The following is a 22,182-nucleotide window of genomic DNA, read 5'->3' as shown; positions in this document are numbered from 1 at the left end:
ATGCGAGATTTGATTTGGTCTAAAACTACATTTCTTCAATAAAAATAGACCAATCATCGGATTTAGAATAAGGGGTTGTAAGAAAATTTTGGTTAACTATATAACAAAAAATTCGTATATTTAAAAGACTGAAAACCAATCAACTACTCCCAAAAGGTTTTTTGTAATGGCGATTAATGTACGCTTTCAATAAAAATGAAAACGTTGGATATAAACATCCATCTACATACGATTTACTAACCTTTAATACTAACAACAATGAAAACGATTAAAACAGCAATTATGCTTTGTATTCTTTTAATAATTGGAATGCAAGGAATGCAAAGTCAGGAAATGAAAGTGACCAAGTACGACAATCCCGAATGGATTCGTGTTGGCTATGTGAAATTCAAGCCTATGATGAAGCAAAAAGCCCAAGAGATTATACGTAATTATTTTGCAAAAGCAGATAAAAACCTTGGTAGGTCAGGGCCTATGTCATTCGAATTGGCCTCTGGAGAATACGACATGATCGTAATGTTCCCTCTGGAACACGGTATTGAAACCCTTAATTACGAAATGACCCAAGAAGATATAGACTGGATGCAAGAGATGAGTAAGCTTGCCGGAGGACCCGACAAAGCCATGGAAAAAATGCAAGAATTCTATTCGTATGTCGAGACGTGGCAATCAGATATTGCGAGACGTCTTAATTAGTCGTGATTCATACACAACTAACTATGGCCTATGCGTTCTGCATAGGCTTTTTTTTTGAGTTAGATAAACCCAACGCTATTTGGATCGTAATGTGTAATTTTAATTCTGATGAGGATTCTTAAACTATATTTTTTAATAGGTCTTCTTGCGCTTGTTTATAGTTGCAAGCAATCGAATACACCTACTTCTGAATTGGCTACTTCAAAAACCGTCATTTCTCCCCAATCGGATGTGTATTTAGTGGTGTTAGGCACAGTTCAAGACGCAGGATCACCGCATATTGCTTGTTCAAAAGCCTGTTGTGTGAGTTTGTTTTCTGAACCGGACCCGCTTCGGAAAGTGGTCTCTTTAGGAATAATAGATACAAACTCACAACAATCATTTTTATTCGAAGCGACTCCCGACATTAGCACACAACTCAAGCAACTGAAACAGTTTTCCGGGCGCAACCAAGAGTTGCCCAATGGAATTTTTCTTACCCATGCACATATTGGTCATTATACGGGCTTACAGTATTTGGGCAAAGAAGCCACTAATGCCGATCGAGTACCCGTTTATGCCATGCCTAAAATGCAAGATTTTCTCGAGCGTAATGGTCCGTGGGATCAATTGGTAACAAGAAAAAACATAGTGTTGCGGCCACTTCAAAATAAAGAGACAATAACACTATCGCCACAACTAAGTGTCACGCCTTTCGTGGTACCGCATAGAGATGAATATTCGGAAACCGTTGGCTACAGGATCGAAGGCCCTAATAAACGTGTTTTGTTTGTTCCAGACATCGATAAATGGTCTAAATGGGAAACTTCGATAATCGATGCGGTAAAGTCGGTGGATTATGCTTTCATCGATGCTACTTTTTATGACGGCGAAGAACTAAATACGCGCGATATTTCGGAGATACCACATCCGTTCGTAATTGAAAGTATGGCCCTATTTAAGGGGCTGCCTTCCGAAGAAAGAAAGAAAATACACTTTATTCATTTTAATCATACCAATGCTTTGCTGGATAAACAAAGTAAGGCTTCAGAAAAGGTAATAACCAACGGCTTCAATATTGCTACCATACATCAAGTCCTCTCCCTATAAATTATTTTATCTTAGTTGGTAATAAAAAATATGCTATGTCTAAAACTCATGATTTTTCAAACCTCAAAGCACTTTATCTCAATTGTACACTTAAAAGGACACCGAGAATGAGCCATACCAAGGCCTTGATGGATGTGTCTATTAATATTATGCGATCTGAAGGAGTTACGGTAGAGTACTTGCGAGTGGTTAATCACGATATCGCATATGGCGTTTACCATGATATGACCGAACACGGTGCCGAAACCGACGAATGGCCGGAGCTTTGGCAAAAAGTTCAAGATGCCGATATACTGGTACTAGGAACACCTATCTGGTTAGGAGAAAAATCGAGTGTTGCCACCAAGCTTATAGAACGGTTGTATGGTGAAAGCGGAAAACGGAATGATAAAGGGCAGTATTATTACTACGGAAAGGTAGGTGGAGCGATCATAACCGGAAATGAAGATGGTATAAAACACGTGGCAATGAGCATTCTCTATGCACTGCAACACATTGGTTATAGCATACCACCACAGGCAGATTGTGGTTGGATAGGAGAAGCCGGACCCGGTCCTAGTTACAACGATGCCGAAAGTGAGGCGAAAAGCAACGACTTTACGAATAGGAACACCACCTTTATGACCTATAACCTATTGCATTTGGCTAAAATGCTCAAAGATCATGGTGGGTACCCGGCCTACGGAAACTCTCGCAGTGATTGGGATGATGGGACTCGATGGAACTTTGAAAACCCGGAATATCGCTAGTTCGGAAATTTCTTTTTGAACTTTTACTTTACAATTTACGGTACACTTAATTTTTGTAGTTTCGCTAAAACCCTACACTTAGTATGAATCCATTTTTTAAATTCTTAGTGGTTGAAGCCACCAAACGCAAATTGAAACGTACGGCTAAGCCCTTGGCCGGATTTCAATTCGCAAAACAAGTGAAGAATACCACCGTAGAGTTTGCTCATTTACTGCATGAGATCCCACTGGTAATGTTGGGTATTCTCTCGGCTGGATTTGGATTGAGCGGATTTTTATTGCCCAACTCCTTTATAGATGGTGGTGTTACGGGGATTTCGTTGATCGTTGCCGAGATCACAGGTCTTTCACTTTCGGTGTTACTCGTAGCCATAAACATTCCGTTTATATTTTTAGCATATCGCACCATAGGCAGGCAATTTGCTCTTCGAAGTTTTTTAGCAATACTCGTTCTAGCACTTACAGTTCATTATTTTCCATTCCCACTTATAACCGATGACAAATTGCTTATCTCAGTCTTTGGTGGTTTTTTTCTCGGACTTGGAATTGGTCTTGCCATTCGTGGTGGTGCTGTGATCGACGGTACCGAGGTAGCAGCAGTATTTGTAAGTCGAAAGTTACATATTACCATTGGGGATGTGATCTTGGTTTTTAATATTGTGATCTTCGGATTTGCCGCCTATATCTTTAATTTGGAAACTGCACTTTATGCAATTCTTACCTATTTGGTGGCCTCTAGAACTGTAGATTATGTGGTTTCGGGGATTGAAGAATACGTAGGAGTGACCATTATTTCAGAAAAAAGTGAAGCGATTCGTGTAGCGATCATCGAGCATATGGGCCGCGGCTGTACCTTGTACAAAGGGAAACGCGGATTTGCGAAGGAAGGGGAAGCCTTAAAAGACACCGATATTGTCTACACCTTGCTCACCCGCCTCGAACTGGCTAAGTTGTATACCGAGATCGATAAGATCGATAAGAATGCTTTTTTGGTAATGCACAGTATTAAAGATGCCAAGGGAGGAATGATCAAAAAACGTCCGTTAAAATAAGGGACAGTTAATTACTCTTCTTCTTTTGAGCCACCATTCATAAACTTCTGCTCTAGCTCGGCTTGAAATTCTTCCATTACAGGCTTAACAGTACTTTCGGGAAGATCGGCGATACGTATGTACATCAATCCGTCTACGGCATTGTTAAACAATGGGTCTACATTAAACGCCACTACTTTTGCGTTTTGTTTGATATACTTTTTTATCAATACCGGTAATCGTAAGCTTCCCGGTTCTACTTCATCGATGATCTTATCGAATTTGTTTAGATCGGCCTCGCTCTCGTCGAAAATAAAGTCCTTATCGGCATCTTTCAACTTTACTTTGTACTCTTTCTTCGGATTGATATATTGAGCTACATACGGATCGTAATAATTCGATTTCATAAACTCGATCATCAACGATTTAGAGAATTCGGAGAATTTATTACTAATACTCACGCCGCCAATCAAATAGCGATGTTCAGGAAAACGCAAGGTCGTGTGTACAATTCCCTTCCAAAGCAAAAATAACGGCATGGGTTTTTGTTGGTATTCTGAAATTATAAAAGCACGGCCCATCTCAATCGACTTGCTCATCATATCGAACAATTCGGGCTCGAAACGAAACAGATCTTGCAAATAGAAGCCATCGATACCGTATTGCGGAAATATTTTAGATCCAAGTCCCATGCGGTAGGCACCGGCGATCTTACGTGCGTCATTATCCCATAAGAACATATGGTGATAATGCGAATCGAATTTATCGAGGTCGGTGGCATTGTTGGTTCCTTCCCCAACTTCGCGAAAGGTGATCTCACGAAGTCTTCCAATCTCTTGTAAGATGTAGGGAATACGCTCTGCCGACGCTAAAAATACCTCGTAGTTTTTACTAATTAATAATCGTTTGTCCTCATTGCGTAGTTTGTCGATCTCGCGCTCCATCGCTTCTACCGGAATGGCACCAGCAATTTTTTTGGGTGCCTTTGGGATCTTCAACGTCTTTGGAATGGTATCTAATATGTTTTTTTTCTGAAACGGATTAGCCAACATATACGTTTTCTTCCGAAGAAAATCGGTGAAAGCTTCTAACGATTCGTGTTCGGCTTGATCAGACACCGAAATGGGCAAACCTATTCGTACCTTGATCACTCGCTCTTTCTGTGTAAGTAGTTCGCTTGGAAGTTTTGCAGTGCGCAATTTGTCGCTTAGTTTCGCCAATCGATAGAAGAACTTGCTATTCTTCCCGTGAAAATAAATTGGAACCACCGGGACATTGGCTTTTTTTATCAATTTCATGGCTGCCGGTTCCCACGGTCGGTCGATCACCAAATTTCCATCTTTGTAGGTAGAGACTTCGCCAGCAGGGAAAATACCTAGCGGATGTTCGTCTCGAAGATGACCTAATGCGGTCTTAAATCCCATTACACTGCTTTTGGCGTCTTTGTGATCCTCAAACGGGTTTACCGGCATTACATAAGGTTTCAACGGTTCAATACGGTGCAAGAGAAAATTAGCGATGATCTTAAAATCGGGACGTTTTTCCAGCAATACTTTTAGCAAGAGAATGCCATCGATCCCTCCCAACGGATGATTGGATATGGTGATAAAAGGTCCAGTTTTGGGGATGCGTTTTAGGTCTTCTTCCGGGATCTCGAAATTGATTTCGAACTCGTCTAGCAATGCATTGATAAACTCAAGATCGCTTAGGTGTTTATTGCGGTCGTAGATCTTGTTAAGCGTAGAAATATTGAGCATCTTTAGCAACATCCATCCCATAGAAGTCCCTAAAAAGCCGAGTTTATCAACTTTTATGGCTTGTGCCACTTCTTTCGCATTCACTAATCCCATGAGGTTGGTACGTTTTTACAGGCTGCCAAGTATGACGAACCAGCACAAATATAAGGAAAGAATCCGTACTATTCTTTTACCACAAGCTGTACGGTTTCTCGGCTTTCCTGCTTTAATAGTACCGCTCTTTTATGCGTAAGTGCTTTAATTTCTGAAGGTTTAGAATGACGAACCGTGTATAAGGTAACCCCTTCGTTCCATTTTACTTTAAAGGTCGCTCGAAGTTTTGAGAGCAAGAGCTCTAAATTATTGTATTTATCGTCTACACAAACCGAAAAGCTAATCGCAGAATTTTGAATAAGTTCCACTTTCATTTTATAAGTGTGTAGCCATTTAAATACATCGCCAATATTATCTTCCATCATAAAACTGAAATCTAAAGATGAAAGTGAGATAAGTGTTAAGTTCTTTTTCAGAATAAAACAGGAAACCAGTGGGTCTAGTGTCACCCCTTTTCCTACACAAGTTCCTGCATCTAACGGATTTAAAAAGGATTTTACAAAGAGCGGGATCTCCTTGCGTTGCAAGGGTTGCAAGGTCTTTGGGTGAATTACAGAAGCGCCGTAGAACGCCAACTCAATAGCTTCTCTGTAGGAGATATGATGTAATAGTTGGGTGCTACCAAAGTGTCGTGGATCTGCGTTTAACACACCCGGAACATCCTTCCAAATTGTGACACTTTCTGCATTGAGACAATACGCAAAGATGGCGGCGGTATAATCACTTCCTTCACGGCCTAAAGTAACCGTGAAGTTATTGTTCTTTTCGGCACCTAAGAATCCTTGGGTCACTGTAATTCCTTTTTTAGCGACAACCTTCGCAATCTGTTTTTGAGTTGCATCCCAATCCAAATTCGCATCTCTATAATTTGCATCGGTGATAATACATTCGCGAACATCGAGAAAGTTATTTTTAATGTTTACTTCGGAAAGATAGGCGGAGATGATGGTGGTGGAAACGAGTTCTCCAAAACTTACAACTTGGTCATAAACAAAAGCGTGATTTTTAGATTTATTGCTCTTCAGAAAGGTACTAAGATCGTTAAAATAGGCACTTACTTTTTGATACACCGGATGCGAAGCATTAGAAAATAAGTTGTTCATTATCTTCTTATGGTAATTATACACTTCTCCCGTTGCGGCGGTGGCTTCCGAAGCATCCTTAAAATAGGCGGCAACCACGGTTTCCAAGGCATTGGTCGTTTTACCCATAGCCGACACTACCACTACCAGATCACTTTCACCGGTCTTTTCCAGCACGGTCACTAAGTTCTTTACACCTTCTGCATCCTTTACCGATGCCCCTCCAAATTTGAAAATTTTCATTTATTTCGTTTCAAATAATTGTGAAGACTTGCTTCATTCATTTCTACTTGCCACCAGTTGTTCAAAATGGTTGCGCCACTGCGTTCATAAAATTTTATTGCGCCCTTGTTCCAGTCGAGAACAACCCATTGCACTCTTTTTACACCTTGTTCATCGGCATATTCCATTACTTTCGTATACAAGGCTTCACCTACACCTTTTCCTCGCATGCGCTCTTGCACCACCAGGTCTTCCAGGTGTACAGTTTGCCCTACCCAGGTGGAAAACCGAAAATACACCAATGCCATACCAACTACCTCCGCATCGACCTCGGCAACAAAGCAAGTGAATAAAGGATTAGCTCCAAACCCTGCCTTTTCCAGATCGCTTACCGTAATTTGAACCGCATCGGGCTCTTTTTCATAGACCGCTAATTCAATTATTAGGTCTAAAACCGCTTGCATGTCGCTTTTTTCAGCCTTTCTAATGTGTATATCCATAGGGAAAGTTTTGCGTTGCAAATATCGTTTCATTTTCTTAAAAAACCCGATATTTGCAGCAATTTCACGACAATCCACCATCATGGCGAAACAAAATCAGACTTTAGGAGAATTTATTATTGAAAACCAAAGCGAGTTTAAATACTCTTCTGGCGAGCTTTCCAGGCTAATTAACTCCATTCGTCTCGCCGCCAAGGTGGTAAATCACGAAGTTAATAAAGCGGGATTGGTCGATATATTAGGTGCAGCAGGTGATACGAACATACAAGGAGAAGATCAGCAAAAATTAGATGTCTATGCCAATGAAGCCTTTATCAAGACACTTACCAATAGAGAGATCGTTTGTGGGATCGCCAGTGAAGAAGAAGATGACTTTATTACAATTCAAGGTCGAAACAAGAAGAACGACAATAAATACGTGGTGCTTATCGATCCGCTAGATGGATCTTCTAATATTGATGTAAACGTTTCTGTGGGAACTATTTTTTCAGTCTATCGTAGAGTTACTCCCGAAGGGACCCCCGTAACACTAGATGATTTTTTACAACCCGGAAACAGACAAGTAGCAGCCGGTTATATTGTGTATGGTACTTCAACCATGATCGTGTATTCAACAGGGCACGGCGTGAATGGGTTTACTCTAAACCCTGCTATTGGAACATATTATTTGTCACACCCAAACATGCAGTTTCCCGAGACCGGTAAGATCTATTCGGTGAATGAAGGGAACTATGTGCATTTTCCTCAGGGAGTGAAAGACTATATAAAATATTGTCAAAAAGAAGAAGGCGATCGTCCCTATACCTCTCGTTATATTGGATCGCTCGTATCCGATTTCCACAGGAACATGATTAAGGGTGGGATTTACATTTATCCGAATACGGCAAAAGATCCAAACGGTAAACTACGTTTGCTATACGAATGTAATCCGATGGCCTATTTAGCCGAACAAGCCGGTGGTAAGGCAAGTGATGGTTTTACTCGAATACTGGATATTCAGCCCACAGAACTACACCAACGTGTGCCTTTTTTCTGTGGAAGTAAAAAAATGGTTGAAACTGCCGAAGCACATATGCGGCAAGCGAAACAGTAGGATATTAGTCTCTTCTATTTAAAAGAAAACGATAATCTTCAAGACTTAAACCGCCATCGTAAATATCTATAGATCGCTTGATTAGTTTCTGGGCCATTTCGGTAGAATATCCTAAACCAATCGCATAGCGTTCGATTAGAAACCGCTCGTGATCATCGATCTCATGGTCGGCAAAGATCATTTCGAACAGATCATGCATACGCTCCAATCTACGATCTGCACTATTTGGTGGATTGATAGGATACTTAGAAGGATTCTTTAAGACTTCAATATATTCAGACTCCTCAATATTCAATTTAATGGCAAAACGTTTTAAAAGTTTTTCCTCTTCCGGATTTATGGCTCCATCAATCGAAGCTATATTGGCGATAGATGCAAAGTGACCAAGATTTCTTCCGTGTTCTCCGCTCTCAAAAAGATCTGTAAATGACATAGGTTAATTTTAAACTACAAATATAATCGTTGCGGTATTCATTTCCGAACTAACTATATAAATCTTTTTTTAGTTCCTAGCATTTTTAACGAATACCCCCAAACTTTTCTTAATTGCTTCAACAGCAAGCCTCACTTTTAGTAATTTTATGGAGCTATCGAAATTGGAAGATGAGACCACCCTTACTCGTATTTAATAAGAACGGAATTTACTGCGAACAAGCCGATGTTTATATCGATGCTTGGCGTCCGGTCAATAAATGTATTATCACACACGGGCATGCAGACCACAGTCGATGGGGACACAAACAATACATTACCCATTCTAAGAACGTTCCCATTATTAAGCATAGACTGGGAGATATTACCGTTACCGGGAAAGAATGGAATGAAACATTTACAATCAATGGGGTGACCTTTTCCTTACATCCGGCAGGTCATATCGTGGCTTCATCGCAAGTTCGAGTAGAATACAAGGGCGAAGTATGGGTCTTTACCGGTGATTTTAAAACTGAAAACGATGGATTGGCCGAAGCTTATGAGCCAGTTAAATGCAATACATTCATTACTGAATGTACTTTTGGATTACCGGCTTTTTCGTGGATTCCACAAGCCGAAGTATTCGATGATATTAATTCATGGTGGGCAAATAACAAAGCGGAGGGTAAAACCTCAGTTCTTTTTGGATATAGCCTGGGCAAAGCGCAACGATTACTGAAACATGTCGACCCCGCCATTGGACAGATATTTACTCATGGTGCCGTAGAGAATATGACAGAAGTGCTACGTGAACACTATGTATTTCCTAAAACAACTCGAATTACGCGTGATACGACAAAACAGGAGTTACTAGGTAATTTGGTTATCGCGCCACCCAGTGCACACGGTGGCACTTGGATTCGAAAAATGGTACCCTATGTAACAGCGACAGCTAGTGGTTGGATGACGTTTCGAGGGGCGCGAAGAAGACGAGCTGTAGACAGAGGATTCGTGCTAAGTGACCATGCCGACTGGGAGGGATTACTTTCAAGTATTAAAGAAACCGGTTGTGAAAAAGTAATCGCAACTCATGGATATACCGATATCTTCTCCCGCTATTTAAGGGAAGAACTAGGATACGATGCACGTACTGAAAAAACGCAGTACGAAGGAGAACAAAGCGAATTGGAACCAAAAAAAGAAGAGGTTGAATCATGAAACAATTTGCGCAACTCATCAAAACGATCGATAGCACCAATAAAACGAATTTAAAAGTACAAGCGCTTACGAATTATTTCTTGTCTGCTTCGGAAAGTGATAAACTATGGACTATCGCTATACTTTCCCATCGAAGGCCAAAACGACCGGTAAATACCACATTGCTTCGAGAATGGGCTACCGAAATTAGTGGTATCCCATTATGGTTGTTTGAAGAAAGTTATCATATTGTGGGAGATCTAGCAGAAACGATCGCCCTAATCGTACCTACCGCTAAAGAAGAATCGGATGCATCGCTCTCTGAATATATTTCTGAAATTATTGCGTTAAAAGAACTTCCGGAACAAGAAAAAAAAGCATATCTACAACAACAATGGCAAAAGTTATCCTATTATGAGCGATTTGTTTTTAACAAGATAATCACCGGGAGTTTCCGAATTGGTGTAAGCCAGAAACTAATGACCCGTGCATTGGCCAAAGCCACAGAAATTGATGAGGACGTTCTCGCATACAAATTAATGGGCGATTGGACACCGCAAACTACCACGTTTCAGCAATTAATACTTGAAGAAAACGAAGCCGATTACCTATCAAAACCCTATCCTTTTTACTTGGCCTATGCTGTAGAGGACGATTTTCAATCAGCACTAGACCCAATAGAAGATTGGAGCTTTGAACATAAATGGGATGGAATTCGAGCACAAGTCATCGTTAGGAACGATGAGGTTTTTACATGGTCTAGAGGTGAAGAACTGGTTACCGATAAATATCCGGAGTTTCAACGATTTCTAAAAGAGATACCAAATGGGACAGTGCTAGACGGCGAGATCCTTCCGTTCGTCGATGGTGAGATCGCTAATTTCAATGCACTGCAAACCCGTATTGGACGAAAGAATATTTCGAAAGCGCTACTCGAAAAAACACCGGTTATTCTCACCGCATACGATTTATTAGAGTGGAAGGGAGAGGACATTCGGAATAGACCATTTTCAGAAAGAAGAAAACTTTTAAATATGCTCATAAAAAATTGCAACTGCGATGAAATTGGTTTGTATTTAAGTGAAACTATGTCGTTCGCCAATTGGGAAGCTGCAGCTAAAGAACGTATGCAGGCTCGCGAAAAACGCAGCGAAGGATTAATGTTAAAACGTAAAGATTCCCCGTATTTGGTTGGACGAAAAAAAGGCGATTGGTGGAAGTGGAAAACCAACCCGTTTACCATAGATGCGGTACTCACCTATGCGATGAGAGGTCATGGCAGACGTGCCAATTTATATACCGATTATACCTTCGGATTGTGGGATGGAGATGAATTGGTCACCTTTGCAAAGGCTTATTCCGGATTAACAGATGCCGAATTTCGAAAAGTAGATGCATGGATCAAAAAGAATACGATAGAACGTTTTGGACCGGTACGAAGCGTGACGCCTCATCATGTTTTCGAGATCGCGTTCGAAGGTATTGCAGAAAGCAAACGTCATAAAAGTGGTGTCGCTACCCGATTCCCTAGGATCTTACGCTGGCGACACGATAAACCAATTGCTGAGGCGAATACCTTGGCAGACCTAAAAGCACTAATCCCCAAATGAACAGGTCTCAGCTTATAGCAATGGCAAAAGCGTGGTTTCAGCAGCAAAACTGGAAACCATTTCCTTTTCAAACAAAAACTTGGAATGCTTTTTTACAAGGCAAGCACGGTCTGCTAAACGCACCTACAGGTAGTGGTAAGACCTATGCGCTTTGGGCTCCAATTGTATTGAATTACATAAAAGATAACCCTGATTACAAATCGGTGCGCAGCAAAGGAATTAAAGCAATTTGGATCACTCCCCTACGCGCCCTTTCTGTAGAGATACAGCAGGCCGCACAACGGTTTGCAGACGATCTGGAAACGGGAATGACCGTTGGCATTCGAACCGGGGACACACCACAGAGCGAACGAGCAAAACAGAAAAAAGCAATGCCCGATCTGTTAATCACCACACCGGAAAGCTTGATGTTGTTGTTAGCCTCTAAAGGCTACGATAAGACCTTTTCAACTTTGACAGCGGTAGTCGTAGATGAATGGCACGAACTATTGGGTAGCAAACGCGGGGTTCAAATGGAATTGGCCCTGTCCCGATTAAAAACGGTAGCACCTAAACTTCGAATTTGGGGCGTTTCGGCCACCATTGGAAACTTAGAACAGGCGCAAGATGTGTTGTTGGGAATGGACGCCTCATTTCGTGAGAATTCAGTGCTTATCAAGGCTAAGATCAAAAAAAAGATCCAAGTGCGATCCATCATACCGAAGAAAATGGAAACCTTTCCGTGGCGCGGACATTTGGGATTGCATTTATTGGAAGATATTGTACCCATTATCAAAAAGAGCAAGACCACGCTATTGTTTACCAATACCAGAGGTCAATGCGAGATATGGTTTCAGAAATTACTGGCAGCACATCCCGAATTTGCTGGTGAGATCGCTATGCACCATGGTAGTATTGCAAAGGATACACGCCTGTGGGTGGAACAAGCCATACGTAATGAATCGCTAACTGCCGTAGTGGCGACGTCAAGTTTAGATCTAGGGGTCGATTTTGCCCCCGTAGAAACCATCATACAAATTGGGGGACCAAAGGGAGTGGCAAAGTTCTTACAACGAGCCGGGAGAAGTAATCACAGACCCGGAGAAGCATCAGTGATCTATTTTTTGCCAACCCATGCGCTGGAACTGGTGGAAGCTTCCGCTTTAAAACGCGCTGTAAAGGAGGAAGTGATAGAAGATCGCATTCCCTACTTATTAAGCTTCGACGTGTTGATCCAATACCTGGTTACCCTGGCAGTAAGCAATGGATTCTTTCCGAAGGAAATAGCTTCCGAAGTAAAAAAGACCTTTTGCTTCCAAGGTATGACCGAAGAACAATGGCAGTGGTGTCTTAATTTTATCACTATTGGAAGTCAGAGCCTACAAGCCTACGACGAATACAAACGTGTGGCGGTGACTTCGGAAGGATTGTTCAAGGTTGAAAGCAGACGTATTGCGATGATGCACCGCCTGTCTATTGGGACGATCGTTAGTGACAGTATGCTTTTGGTAAAATATGTGTCCGGCGGATTTATTGGCACCATAGAAGAGTGGTTTATTGGGAAAATGAAACCCGGTGATACCTTCGTGTTTGCAGGAAGAACACTCGAGTTGGTCCGTCTTCGGAATATGACGGCTCAAGTGCGAAGGTCTTCTAAACGAACGGCAAATGTGGTGAGTTTTATGGGTGGGCGCTTGCCGCTATCTTCACAAATGAGTAAAATTCTACGGGAAGAATTGCAAAGTGAAGCCGACCATAAACGAAATACACCCGAATTAAAAGCACTGCGTCAACTATTCGATCGCCAAGAGGTAGAATCGATCGTACCGGGCGAAAATGAATTTTTAATAGAAACCTTTAAAACACGAGAAGGCTACCACGCTTTGTTTTATCCGTTCGAAGGTCGATTTGTACATGAGGCCATGAGTGGATTGCTCGCTTATCGAATTAGTTTGTTGAAACCAATCAGTTTTTCGTTGGCGTATAATGACTACGGATTTGAATTATTGAGCGATCAACCTATCGATATGCAACAAGTGATCGACAATGACCTTTTAACAACCGACTATCTTTTTGATGACCTTCAAAAGAGCTTGAACTCGACCGAACTTGCCAGACGAAAATTTCGTGATATTGCAGTCATTAGTGGAATGGTCTTTCAAGGGTATCCGAATAAAATGATCAAAACAAAACATTTACAAAGCAATTCCCAGTTGCTGTTCGACGTGTTTCGCGATTACGAACCCGAAAATTTATTATACCAACAAGCCTTTCGGGAGACCTTTGAGCATCAACTGGAAGAAGGGCGATTGCGCATGGCCTTAGAACGCATACGTACCCAACAGATCGTTTGGAAACAATGTAAAAAACCAACCCCGTTTAGCTTTCCAATAATTACCGATAGGTTGCGGGAAAAGCTCTCTTCGGAAAAATTAGCAGATCGCATCAAGAAAATGAAATTGAGATTAGAATGACACAAACCATACACATACACGGCCACACATTTGAGTTACATCCAAGTGGTGCGGTCTATTGGAAAGATAGAGCGATGTTGCTTATTGCCGATGTGCACTTCGGAAAAGTAGCGCATTTCAGAAAACATGGTGCTGCCATTCCTGCTCAAGCTACACGTACAAACTTTAAAAAGTTAGATGAAATGTTAGCTGTTTACGAACCTAGATCCATCTGCTTTCTAGGCGACCTGTTTCACAGTAGTATCAACAACGAATGGAACTTTTTTGAAGAATGGATAGGTAAAACTAACATCGACGTCATTTTGATTCAAGGAAATCATGACATTATACCGGTGTTTAAGTTTGAAGACATCGGCATCGAAGTGAAGATGCAATTACAGCTCGATGCGTTTATATTTACGCATCACCCAATAGAAGACCCCAAGTTGTTCAATATAGCTGGACACGTTCATCCCGGTGTTCGACTACGTGGTGTGGGGCGGCAGCAGCATCGATTCTCATGCTTTTACAAGACCAAGAACCAGCTTATCCTTCCGGCCTTTGGTGCATTTACCGGTAAGCATATTGTTTCGCCTGTGGAGACCGATGAGGTTTTTGCTATTGCAGATGGGGAAGTGCTCTGTGTTTCTAGCCAATCATAATTTCAGTAACTTTATACAACTCGAAAAAAAAGATAAGGATGAAAAAGACATTTCAAATTGCTAATATTATCATGTTTATAGCTGTGATCCTTGTGAATTACGGCTCGAATACGGGTGCTATTAATAACACTACTATTGGAGAGGTTTCTGCGGCAACGACCAATCTTTTTACTCCTGCCGGTTACGCCTTCTCCATTTGGGGTCTTATTTATTTGTTGCTATTAGGTTTTGTGATCTATCAATCGAGAAGCCTTTTTGTCAAGGTAAAAGATGATGCCTTTATCTTAAAAACCGGCTGGTGGTTTGCAATGTCGTGTTTGGCGAATATGCTTTGGGTGGTGTTTTGGTTGTACGGGTATTTTAATTTTTCGATACTCGCGATGTTTGTATTGTTGTTCTCACTGCTAAAGATTGTGCTCAACAATAAAATGGAGCTTTGGGATGCGCCCATATCGGTGATTGCTTTTTTATGGTGGCCTTTTGTTTTTTACAGCGGTTGGATCACGGTTGCGGCCATTGCAAATGTTGCGGCCTATTTAACCAGTATTGGCTGGAATGGCTGGGGCGTTTCAGAAACGAGTTGGACGGTGTTGTTGATCGCTATTGTCGGAGCTATTAATTTGGCTGTCACATGGAAACGAAACATGCGTGAATTTGCCTTGGTAGGAGCATGGGCCTTGGCCGCGATCGCAGTTGCCAATTGGGAATCGAATGAAATTGTTACATATTCGGCTATTTTTGTGGCCGCTATGTTGTTTAGTAGTAGCGCCATTCACGCTTATATGAATCGCGACACCAGTCCGGCAATCAAACTAAAACAATACCTTAATCGCTAATGCTTTCACATCAAAAAGATTTATTCGCACTTGCCGAAAACGTAACTTACTTAAATGGAGCGTATATGTCTCCTCAACTACGATCGGTAGAAAAGATCGGCATCGAAAATTTAAAACGGAAATCGGAACCTTATACCATTAGCGAATCTGATTTCTTTTCTGAAAAAATAATTTTAAAACAACGATTTGCAAAACTAATCGAGTGCAACGATCCCGAGAGTATTGCAATCATTCCTTCTGTTTCCTACGGAATCGCAACAGCACTTCATAATATTCCGTTTAACAAAGGTGATGAGATCATCGTGTTAGAAGAGCAGTTTCCCAGTAATTACTATGCATGGAAGCAATTAGAAAAGCAAAAAGGAGTTCGAATTAAAACTATCGTTGCTCCACCAATTGTTTCTGGTCGTGGCAAACAATGGAATATTCAGCTGTTGGAAGCTATAACAACCAAAACAAAATGTGTAGCCATACCACATGTACATTGGGCAGACGGGACTAAGTTCGATTTGGTCAGCGTGAGAAAAAGGACGTTGGATGTGGGTGCTTTTTTGATCGTTGATGGTACTCAAAGTGTAGGAGCCATGCCATTTTCAATTAAAGAGATACAACCGGACGCATTAGTTTGTGGTGGATACAAATGGTTGCTGGGTCCTTATAGTCTAGGGGTCGCATATTTTGGCGAACGTTTTCATCATGGGAACCCTATTGAGAACAACTGGATGAATCACCAAGGCAGTGAGGATTTTTCGAATTTGGTCACATACAACGAAACCTTTAAGCCGAAAGCGACAAGATACGATGTTGGGGAATCCAGCAATTTTATTTTAACACCCATGCTTTCCGAAGCCATAAGACAACTGCTGGAATGGACTCCGGCTGCCATTCAGAAATACTGTGAGCAAATAAATACTAAGGCAGTACAGATGCTTCAGGAAAAAGGATATTTTATCGAAGCTCCAAATGCGCGTGCACACCATCTATTTGGCATCTACTTGCCAAAAGAGCAACGAATGGCTGCGCTTAAGTCAAAACTTTCCGAAGAAAACATACTTGTTTCGTATCGTGGAGAGGCAATTCGTGTTTCGCCTAATGTGTATAATTCGCAGAGGGATCTTGAAAAGCTATATAGCTGTTTCTAGCAAATTACTTATACCATTCCCTTGATGTCGTTCCCCCATGTGGGGTACGCAAAGATCATGGCTTTTATGTCTTTACACTGAAGTTTTCCACACATGGCAACTACAAATAAATTGATCATTTCACTGGCATGAGGGGCAATTATATGAGCTCCTAATACGAGATTTCGCTCGGTGTCGATAATTGTTTTAAACGCATAGGTATCCTCGTTGATCTGTTTTGCGTTATACCAATCGGGGACACTTTTAGATTTAACGGAAATAGTATAACCTTGTGCTTTTGCTTCCGCTTCGGTGAGTCCGATAGACGCTAACTGCGGAAAGGTAAATACAACCGAAGGCACGGGCGGGAAATCCATTTTCGTCCGGTTGCCATTGCGAATGTTCTTGGAGACGATCCGTGCTTCTTGGGATGAGGTAGGAGTAAGCGGTAAGCTTCCACTAGCCGAAACATCGCCGCAAGCATAGACTGAAGCGTTGGTTGGACTCTGCAAATATTCGTTTACTTTAATGCCTTTTTTCTCAAAAGCGACATTTCCTTTTTTTAGGTCGAGGGCATCGATGGCAGGAACTCTACCTGCGGTGTTAAAGACCATACGAGTCGTGACCGATTCTTTTTTTCCATCTTTCCGAAAATGAACTCGGTAATTTTTACGAAGTTTTTCTACTTTGGTCACTTCTGCATTAAAGATAAAGTTGATTCCTAATGCTTCGGAAGCTTCGGTAAGATAGGAAACAACAGTTTCTTCAAATTGAGCCAGTGGACGGTCTTCGAATTCTATTACGGTAACTGAAGCACCGCAACGTGCGGCGATATGCGCGAATTCCATACCTACATAGCCGGCACCTATAAAAATTAGTTCTTCTGGCAATTTTGGAAGTTCCATGAAATCGTCGCTAGTAAGCAAATGCGAGCGCCCAGGAATTTTGAGCTCTCGAGGCTTTTGCCCGGTTGCAATTACGATCTTTTTTGCCCGAACGGTCTTTCCTTCCACACTTAAGGTGTTTTCGTCAAGAAAAGTAGGCGATTGATGGTACATGGCAATCCCTGCCTTTTTTAATTTCTTTTCGGTGGCCGCAGGAACAGCGTTGGTAAATGTGCTTTTAAACTGTTGCAAGGCCTCCCAATTAACTTCTGGAATATTAGTAATTCCTTTTCCTTGTAAATTTTCGGCTAATTGTAGGGTCTCGGTAATTCCCACCAATACTTTTTTTGGATCACACCCGCGATTGGCACATGTGCCTCCAAATTCCCTATTGTCTGCAATGGCCACGCGCATACCTTCAGCGGCACAGTCGTAAGCTACATTCTTCCCGGCGGTTCCTGTACCAATAACAAAAACATCGTATTCTTTAATTCCCATTAGGTTAAAGTAGTAAAAGCACCGCCTATTTTATGTTATTAAAATGATAAAAGTGAGAATGCAGATAGCGATTTTTTAAAGAAGACAGTATCTTTGCCCCCCTATGAGCAAAACCCTTGTTCGGTCGTTATTCGAAAAGTCTTCTTCGGTTGAAAAACTAGGGAATGCTATATCCAATTCACAAGCTTCGGTCTCGGTTTCGGGCTTGGTGGGATCTTCTGTAAGTCTTGTGCTTGCTAACAGTTTTAAGAAGGCTGAAAGGCCTTTTTTAGTGATCTTAAACGATAAAGAAGAGGCAGCGTACCACCTTAACGACCTTGAAAATCTATTAGGCGACCAAAATGTATTGTTCTATCCCGGCAGTTATCGCAGGCCTTACCAGATAGAAGAGACCGACAACGCAAATGTATTGCTGCGATCGGAGGTGTTAAATCGTATTAACTCAAGACGAAAACCGGCCCTTATCGTTACCTATCCCGAAGCACTGTTCGAAAAGGTTGTAACACGTAAAGAATTAGATCGCAACACCTTAAAGATTTCATTGCAGGATGAGCTTTCTATCGATTTTGTCAATGAAGTGTTGTTCGAATATAAATTCAAGCGAACCGATTTCGTGACCGAACCGGGAGAGTTCTCTGTACGTGGAGGGATCTTAGATGTGTTTAGTTTTAGCAACGACGAACCCTATCGCATCGAATTCTTTGGCGATGAAGTTGACAGTATTCGTACGTTTGATGTTGAAACCCAGTTATCGTTAGAAAAGGTCAAGAAGATTGCGATCATTCCCAATGTGGATGCTTCAACTACACAAAGTGTGCGGCTTAGCTTTCTAGAATATATAGATGCCAAGACCGTCGTATTTTTAAAGAATGAAGAATTACTAAGCAGTAGTGTAGACGGGTTGTTCGCTAAAGCTGAAACAGCTTATGGGGAAACCAAAGGTGAAGTAAGAATGAACGAGCCTTCCGAGTTGTTTTGTACGTCACAATTGCTAAAAGAACAATTGCAATCGTTTACATCGGTCACCTTGCAGACCAATGCTAAAGACAGTGATATACTTTTTAAGACTGCACCACAACCCTCCTTCAATAAGCAGTTCAATTTGCTAATAGAGAATTTGAATGCCAATGTAGCCGACGGGTATACCAACTATATCTTTTGCAGCAGCGAACAACAAGCAAAGCGATTTCACGATATTTTTGAAGACGCGGACCAGAAAGTGGATGCGTATGAAACCATCGTATTTCCGTTATATCAAGGCTTTATAGATTACGAAAATAGAAATGTTTGCTACACCGACCATCAGATATTTGAGCGATATCACAAGTTCCAGCTAACGAATGGCTATGCCAAAAAGCAAGCCATTACCTTAAAGGAACTAACTAATTTAGAGGTGGGCGATTACGTAACCCACATAGATCATGGAATAGGAAAGTTTGGTGGCTTGCAAAAGATCGATGTAGAAGGAAAGCAACAAGAAGCCATAAAACTAATTTATGGAGAGCGTGATATCTTGTATCTCAGTATCCATTCCTTACACAAGATCACCAAGTACAACGGAAAGGACGGCAAGGAACCTAAGATCTACAAATTAGGAAGTGCCGCCTGGAAAAAATTAAAGCAAAAGACCAAGAAAAGGGTTAAGGAAATTGCCTTCAACCTCATCGAATTATATGCCAAACGAAGGCTTCAAAAAGGATTTCAGTACGATCCCGATAGTTACTTGCAGCACGAATTGGAGTCGTCATTCATTTATGAGGACACCCCTGATCAATCTTCGGCCACCGAGGATGTAAAACGCGATATGGAAAGTGAGCAGCCAATGGATCGATTGGTGTGTGGGGATGTTGGCTTCGGAAAGACCGAGGTGGCCATTCGCGCCGCGTTCAAAGCGGTAGATAACGGTAAACAAGTAGCTGTGCTTGTGCCTACGACCATATTGGCGTTTCAGCATTTTAAAACTTTTGGTGAACGACTCTCTGAAATGCCGGTGCGGGTAGATTATCTCAACCGCTTCCGAAGCGCTAAAGAAAGAAGAACGGTATTAGAAGAATTGAAATCCGGAAGCTTAGATATCGTAATTGGCACACATCAACTTGTGAACAAGTCGGTTGAATTTAAAGACCTAGGATTGTTGATCATTGATGAGGAACAGAAATTTGGAGTGGCCGTTAAGGACAAATTAAAGACCATAAAGGAGAATGTGGATACGCTTACCTTAACTGCGACACCCATTCCAAGAACCTTGCAATTTAGTTTGATGGCCGCACGAGATTTAAGTGTAATTACTACACCTCCACCCAACCGGTATCCAATAGAAACCCACGTGATACGATTTGGCGAAGAAACCATTCGTGATGCGATTCGATACGAGGTCTCCCGAGGCGGTCAAGTATTTTTTGTACATAATCGAATTGAAAATATAAAAGAAGTGGCAGGAATGCTGCAACGGTTGTTACCCGACGTAAAGATAGGTATTGGCCATGGACAAATGGAGGGCAAAAAACTAGAACAGCTCATGTTGCGATTTATGAACAATGAGTTTGATGTTTTGGTTTCTACTACGATTATAGAAAGTGGCTTGGACGTGCCAAATGCGAACACCATTTTTATTAATAACGCCAACAATTTTGGGTTGAGCGACCTACATCAAATGCGAGGGCGCGTGGGGAGAAGTAACAAAAAAGCCTTTTGTTATTTTATTACGCCACCATATTCGGCCATGACCGAGGAGGCAAGAAAACGGATTACCGCTCTAGAACAATTTAGTGAACTGGGCAGCGGTCTTAATATTGCAATGAAAGACCTTGAGATTCGCGGGGCCGGAGATTTGTTAGGAGGTGAACAAAGTGGATTTATTAACGAGATCGGTTTTGAAACTTATCAAAAGATCTTAGCAGAGGCCATAGATGAATTAAAGGAAAAAGAGTTTAAGGACTTGTATTCGGGAACCGAACATGAGAAAAAAGACTTTGTAAAAGAAACGGTGATCGATACCGATTTTGAATTGTTGTTCCCCGATGACTACGTTAACAATATTACCGAACGTTTGAATTTATACACCAAAATAAATGCGATAACCGACGAAGCCGGCCTTAAAACATTTGAAAAGGAACTAATTGATCGTTTTGGGGCGCTTCCGGAACCGGTAATCGATTTGTTAAATAGTGTACGAATAAAATGGATCGCTTTGGCAATGGGCTTAGAGCGGGTTGTTATGAAGAAAGGAAAACTGGTTGGATACTTCGTAAGTGACCAACAAAGTGCCTATTATCAAAGTGCCGTATTTTCGCAAGTGCTTCAGTTTGTTCAAAATCATTCGCAACGCGTAAAAATGAAAGAGAAACAAACACGTAATGGTTTGCGATTGCTATTAACCATAGATAAGGTGACATCGGTCGCAAATGCGCTGGCTATTTTAGAAAAATTTCAGAAACAAGAACAAGGGATGAACTGAAAATGAAAAAATGCGATATGAAAATAGTGGTGCGTTTTATACCTTTATCCTTTATTAACTTCCAACTACTATGAGTGATTTTTGGTTATATGTAACCTTGGGTTTAGAGCACGTGCTGGATTGGACCGCCTACGATCACGTGTTGTTCTTAATCGTATTAAGTGCTTCCTACACCTTTTCGTCATGGAAGCGCCTTGTCCTTTTGGTTACCTTGTTTACCGTAGGACACACGCTTTCATTGCTGCTGGCAAATTATGATGTTGTTGCAGTGAAAAGTGAGTATGTAGAATTCTTGATCCCAATCACCATACTGGTTGCGGTAGTGTATAATGTCTTGACAGCAGCAAAATCTAAAGAAGGGGAGAACGCTGTAGTATTGTATATAGTAACCCTGTTTTTTGGGCTTATTCATGGCTTTGGATTTGCGAATTATTATCGAATGATAAGCGAAGGGAACGAGATTGCACCTTTACTCGAATTTGCTTTAGGTGTGGAAATTGCCCAACTCATTGTGGTTTTAGTGGTCTTATTCCTAGCGTTCTTGCTTCAAACGTTTTTACGACTTAATCGACGCGATTGGATTTTAGTGGTCTCGTCTATTGTAATTGGTTTGGTCATTCCTATGCTTGTCGCTACTTGGATCTTCTAGGATTTTTGGCTGGCTGCGGAATTGATTAACTTTCAGAAAAATAACTGAATATTTCAATAGGCTTTTGCAAGAAGTTAACACCCAAAATTTTGACGAAATGTAACTTCCTGCTA

The 22,182-nt window shown here is 41.4% G+C and carries 18 protein-coding genes; 13 read left to right on the top strand and 5 right to left on the bottom strand.

The window, feature by feature from the left end; translation table 11 throughout:
* The first annotated feature begins 258 nt into the window (after nucleotides 1-258).
* The 4 genes from DWA30_RS10305 (at nucleotide 259) to DWA30_RS10290 (ending at nucleotide 3,586) form a co-directional block, all read left to right on the top strand.
* Nucleotides 259-696 carry a hypothetical protein gene (locus DWA30_RS10305; protein WP_114492459.1) on the top strand — a complete coding sequence of 146 codons (438 nt, stop codon included), beginning with the start codon at nucleotides 259-261 and terminating at the stop codon, nucleotides 694-696.
* A gap of 108 nt (nucleotides 697-804) precedes the next feature.
* Complete coding sequence (locus tag DWA30_RS10300; RefSeq protein ID WP_114492458.1) at nucleotides 805-1,785, top strand: MBL fold metallo-hydrolase; 981 nt, start codon at nucleotides 805-807, stop codon at nucleotides 1,783-1,785.
* 35 nt (nucleotides 1,786-1,820) lie between these two features.
* Nucleotides 1,821-2,534, top strand: a complete 714-nt coding sequence (locus DWA30_RS10295; protein ID WP_114492457.1) for a flavodoxin family protein — start codon at nucleotides 1,821-1,823, stop codon at nucleotides 2,532-2,534.
* 83 nt (nucleotides 2,535-2,617) lie between these two features.
* Entirely contained in the window at nucleotides 2,618-3,586 is a 969-nt protein-coding gene (locus tag DWA30_RS10290) for a YitT family protein (protein ID WP_114492456.1), read from the top strand.
* An 11-nt stretch (nucleotides 3,587-3,597) separates the two neighbouring features.
* Here DWA30_RS10290 and DWA30_RS10285 read toward each other — a convergent pair whose 3' ends face one another.
* From DWA30_RS10285 to DWA30_RS10275, 3 genes are all read right to left on the bottom strand, one after another.
* Complete coding sequence (locus DWA30_RS10285; protein ID WP_114492455.1) at nucleotides 3,598-5,415, bottom strand: GNAT family N-acyltransferase; 1,818 nt, start codon at nucleotides 5,413-5,415, stop codon at nucleotides 3,598-3,600.
* Between the two features lie 68 nt (nucleotides 5,416-5,483).
* Nucleotides 5,484-6,740, bottom strand: coding sequence for an aspartate kinase (locus DWA30_RS10280; RefSeq protein WP_114492454.1), 1,257 nt, complete (start codon nucleotides 6,738-6,740; stop codon nucleotides 5,484-5,486).
* Nucleotides 6,737-7,219: a GNAT family N-acetyltransferase gene (locus tag DWA30_RS10275; RefSeq protein ID WP_114492507.1), complete on the bottom strand. Its 483-nt coding sequence runs from the start codon at nucleotides 7,217-7,219 to the stop codon at nucleotides 6,737-6,739. Before DWA30_RS10275 ends, DWA30_RS10280 begins: the two co-directional genes overlap by 4 nt.
* Before the next feature lie 82 nt (nucleotides 7,220-7,301).
* Here DWA30_RS10275 and fbp point away from each other — a divergent pair, with 82 nt between their 5' ends.
* Complete coding sequence (gene fbp / locus DWA30_RS10270; RefSeq protein WP_114492453.1) at nucleotides 7,302-8,312, top strand: class 1 fructose-bisphosphatase; 1,011 nt, start codon at nucleotides 7,302-7,304, stop codon at nucleotides 8,310-8,312.
* A gap of 4 nt (nucleotides 8,313-8,316) precedes the next feature.
* Here fbp and DWA30_RS10265 read toward each other — a convergent pair whose 3' ends face one another.
* The gene (locus tag DWA30_RS10265) at nucleotides 8,317-8,745 is read right to left on the bottom strand and encodes a tellurite resistance TerB family protein (RefSeq protein WP_114492452.1); all 429 of its coding nucleotides are present in this window, start codon (nucleotides 8,743-8,745) and stop codon (nucleotides 8,317-8,319) included.
* Between the two features lie 170 nt (nucleotides 8,746-8,915).
* On the opposite strand from DWA30_RS10265, the gene DWA30_RS10260 reads away from it, so the two are divergent.
* Genes DWA30_RS10260 through DWA30_RS10235 form a run of 6 tightly spaced genes read left to right on the top strand, consistent with a single transcriptional unit; the run spans nucleotide 8,916 to nucleotide 16,602 of the window.
* The gene (locus DWA30_RS10260) at nucleotides 8,916-9,941 is read left to right on the top strand and encodes a ligase-associated DNA damage response exonuclease (RefSeq protein WP_114492451.1); all 1,026 of its coding nucleotides are present in this window, start codon (nucleotides 8,916-8,918) and stop codon (nucleotides 9,939-9,941) included.
* Complete coding sequence (locus DWA30_RS10255) at nucleotides 9,938-11,530, top strand: ATP-dependent DNA ligase (protein ID WP_114492450.1); 1,593 nt, start codon at nucleotides 9,938-9,940, stop codon at nucleotides 11,528-11,530. Before DWA30_RS10260 ends, DWA30_RS10255 begins: the two co-directional genes overlap by 4 nt.
* The gene (locus DWA30_RS10250; RefSeq protein ID WP_114492449.1) at nucleotides 11,527-13,983 is read left to right on the top strand and encodes a ligase-associated DNA damage response DEXH box helicase; all 2,457 of its coding nucleotides are present in this window, start codon (nucleotides 11,527-11,529) and stop codon (nucleotides 13,981-13,983) included. The genes DWA30_RS10255 and DWA30_RS10250 overlap by 4 nt, the downstream gene beginning before the upstream one ends.
* A complete protein-coding gene (gene pdeM, locus DWA30_RS10245; protein WP_114492448.1) occupies nucleotides 13,980-14,624 on the top strand; it encodes a ligase-associated DNA damage response endonuclease PdeM in 645 nt (214 codons plus the stop codon). The genes DWA30_RS10250 and pdeM overlap by 4 nt, the downstream gene beginning before the upstream one ends.
* A gap of 38 nt (nucleotides 14,625-14,662) precedes the next feature.
* Nucleotides 14,663-15,460, top strand: coding sequence for a TspO-related membrane protein (locus DWA30_RS10240; RefSeq protein WP_114492447.1), 798 nt, complete (start codon nucleotides 14,663-14,665; stop codon nucleotides 15,458-15,460).
* Complete coding sequence (locus tag DWA30_RS10235; protein ID WP_114492446.1) at nucleotides 15,460-16,602, top strand: aminotransferase class V-fold PLP-dependent enzyme; 1,143 nt, start codon at nucleotides 15,460-15,462, stop codon at nucleotides 16,600-16,602. Before DWA30_RS10240 ends, DWA30_RS10235 begins: the two co-directional genes overlap by 1 nt.
* Nucleotides 16,603-16,610: 8 nt before the next feature.
* Here the strand turns inward: DWA30_RS10235 and DWA30_RS10230 are convergent, their stop codons facing one another.
* Nucleotides 16,611-17,963 carry a dihydrolipoyl dehydrogenase family protein gene (locus DWA30_RS10230; RefSeq protein WP_114492445.1) on the bottom strand — a complete coding sequence of 451 codons (1,353 nt, stop codon included), beginning with the start codon at nucleotides 17,961-17,963 and terminating at the stop codon, nucleotides 16,611-16,613.
* A 103-nt stretch (nucleotides 17,964-18,066) separates the two neighbouring features.
* Here DWA30_RS10230 and mfd point away from each other — a divergent pair, with 103 nt between their 5' ends.
* Entirely contained in the window at nucleotides 18,067-21,420 is a 3,354-nt protein-coding gene (gene mfd / locus DWA30_RS10225; protein WP_114492444.1) for a transcription-repair coupling factor, read from the top strand.
* A 70-nt stretch (nucleotides 21,421-21,490) separates the two neighbouring features.
* Nucleotides 21,491-22,069 (top strand): HupE/UreJ family protein, encoded by a 579-nt coding sequence (locus DWA30_RS10220; RefSeq protein WP_114492443.1) that lies wholly within the window; start codon nucleotides 21,491-21,493, stop codon nucleotides 22,067-22,069.
* The last annotated feature ends 113 nt before the right edge of the window (nucleotides 22,070-22,182 follow it).

It is taken from the genome of Candidatus Ulvibacter alkanivorans, assembly GCF_003333325.1.
GTDB lineage: Bacteria > Bacteroidota > Bacteroidia > Flavobacteriales > Flavobacteriaceae > Ulvibacter_A > Ulvibacter_A alkanivorans.
This window is presented reverse-complemented; position numbering and strand designations above follow the sequence as displayed.